At 65.8% G+C, this 2,156-nt stretch carries 2 protein-coding genes and 1 pseudogene; all 3 read right to left on the bottom strand.

Features of this window, described 5'->3' with window-relative positions; genetic code table 11:
• Window positions 1-284, bottom strand: a pseudogene (locus AC1D2K_RS33790) (tripartite tricarboxylate transporter substrate binding protein); the annotation flags it as partial.
• A 33-nt stretch (window positions 285-317) separates the two neighbouring features.
• Window positions 318-1,160 (bottom strand): TauD/TfdA dioxygenase family protein, encoded by an 843-nt coding sequence (locus AC1D2K_RS33785; RefSeq protein WP_478094688.1) that lies wholly within the window; start codon window positions 1,158-1,160, stop codon window positions 318-320.
• 10 nt (window positions 1,161-1,170) lie between these two features.
• The gene (locus tag AC1D2K_RS33780) at window positions 1,171-2,100 is read right to left on the bottom strand and encodes a quinone oxidoreductase family protein (protein WP_478094690.1); all 930 of its coding nucleotides are present in this window, start codon (window positions 2,098-2,100) and stop codon (window positions 1,171-1,173) included.
• Between the last annotated feature and the right edge of the window lie 56 nt (window positions 2,101-2,156).

The following is a 2,156-nucleotide window of genomic DNA, read 5'->3' as shown; positions in this document are numbered from 1 at the left end:
GTGTGGCCATCCTTGCCGGTGGACAACAGGTCGTTGATCGCCAGCGCGCCGGCGGCGCCGGGCTTGGATTCCACGATGACCGGCTTGCTCAATGCCTGCTGCAGCCCTTCGGCCAGCAGCCGGGCCAGCGCGTCGGCACTGCCGCCGGCAGGCCCACCCACCACCAGACGGATCGGCTTGCTGGGCCATGCCTCCTGCGCCTGCGCGACGGGCGTCCAAGCCACGATCCCGATACCAGCCGCCAGGGCGAATCCACGCCACCAGAAGTTGCCCTGCTTGTTCATGTCTGTCTCCTTCGATTGCTGTGCTGTGCGCGCTTAGAAAGGCTTGTCGCCGATGATGGCCGTGCGCTCCATTTTTCGGGGCGCCGGCCAGTAGTCCTGGACCGCGTAGTGCTGCGTGCAGCGGTTGTCCCACATGGCCACACTGTTGGGCTTCCAGCGGAAACGAACCTGGTACTCGGGAATGGCCGCCTGGCTGGTCAGGTAATTGAGCAGCAGGCTCGCGCCCGGCGTCTTGTCCTGGCCGTAGCGCACGTTGTCCGGCGTGTGGTAGTTCGCGAAATGGGTGGCGAAACCACAGACGTACAGGATCTTCTCCCCTGTTTCCGGGTGGGTGCGCACCACCGGATGCTCCACCATGGGATGCTCCATCCCGAGCGCCCGGCGCTTGGCTTCCGGCATGGCGGCGCCGAAAGAGTGCTCGATGCTGCACTTCACCTTCAGGCCGTCGATCTTCTTCTTGATGTCGTCGGGCAGGTTGTTGTAGGCCTCCACCATGTTGACCCAGATGGTGTCTCCCCCGACCGGCGGGCATTCGATGCAGCGCAGCACGCACCCCATGGGCGGCGCGTCGCGCCACTGGCCATCGGTGTGAAAGCTGTTCTCGTAGTTCTCGCGCTTGTCGCTGCGGTAGATCTGGACCAGCCCGGGATGGTCCGGGTCGCTGCCGGCCACGGGATGGTCTTCCAGTTCCCCGAAATGGCGGGCAAAGGCCACATGCTCGGCCCGCGTGATGTCCTGGTCGCGAAAGAAAAGCACCTTGTGTTGCAGCAGCAAGGCCTTGATCTCGTTGGCCAGGCCGAGGTCGCGCGACGCTTCGCCCAGGTGCACGCCCGATACTTCCGCACCGATGGTGCACGTCAGTTGTTCGACTTTCATTGCCTGCTCCTCAGAGGGTGAAGACCGATGCGCCCACGGTCTTGCGGGATTCGAGATCGCGGTGCGCCTCGGCGGCCTCCGCCAGCGCGTAGCGCTTCTGGATGTCGATGCGAAGGCGCCCGGCCGCCACATGGTCGAAAAGCTCCGCCAGCAGCGCTTGCTTTTCCACGGGGTCGGCGATGTAGTCCGCCAGCGCCGGACGCGTGAGGAACAGCGAGCCCTTGCGCGCCAGGATCTGGGGGTCGAACGGCGGGATCGTGCCGGAGGCGGTGCCGACGCAGACCATCAGGCCGCGACGCTTGAGGGAGTCGAGGGACGCCTCGAAGGTGTCCTTGCCGACGCTGTCGAACACCACGCTCACGCCCACGCCATCGGTCAGCGCGCGCACGCGCTGGGCCACGTTCTCATGGCTGTAGTTGATGACGTGGTCACAGCCATGGGCGCGTGCCACTTCGGCCTTGGCTTCGCTCGATACCGTGCCGATCACGGTGAGCCCGAGCAGCTTGGCCCACTGGGTGACGATCAGCCCGACGCCGCCGGCCGCCGCATGCAGCAGGATCGTCTCGTTGCCGCTGAAGGCATGGATGCGACGCATCAGATAGGCCGAGGTCAGCCCCCGCATGGTGATGCATGCGGCCGTCTCGAAGTCGATGGCGTCCGGCAGCTTGATCAGGGCGTTGGCTGAAATCAGCCGCTCGGTGCTGTAGGCACCCAGCGTGTTGACAAAGCCGGTGTAGGTTACGCGGTCACCGACGACCACGTGGTCCACGCCCTCGCCGATCGCGGCCACGACGCCCGCGCCCTCCACCCCGATGCCGCTGGGCAGCGGCACCGGATAGATGCCGGTACGGAAATACGTGTCTGCATAGTTCAGGCCTGCCGCTTTTTGCTGCAGGAGCACCTGGCCCGGCCCGGGGTCGCCGACGTCGACGTCGCGCATGCGCAGGACCTCCGGGCCCCCTGTCTGCTCGAATCTGATCACTTGTGCCACTGCTG

The sequence above is a fragment of the Variovorax sp. P1_H12_2 genome, assembly GCF_056405335.1.
Note: the sequence above shows the minus strand (reverse complement) of the source record. Positions and strands in the feature narration are given on the sequence as shown.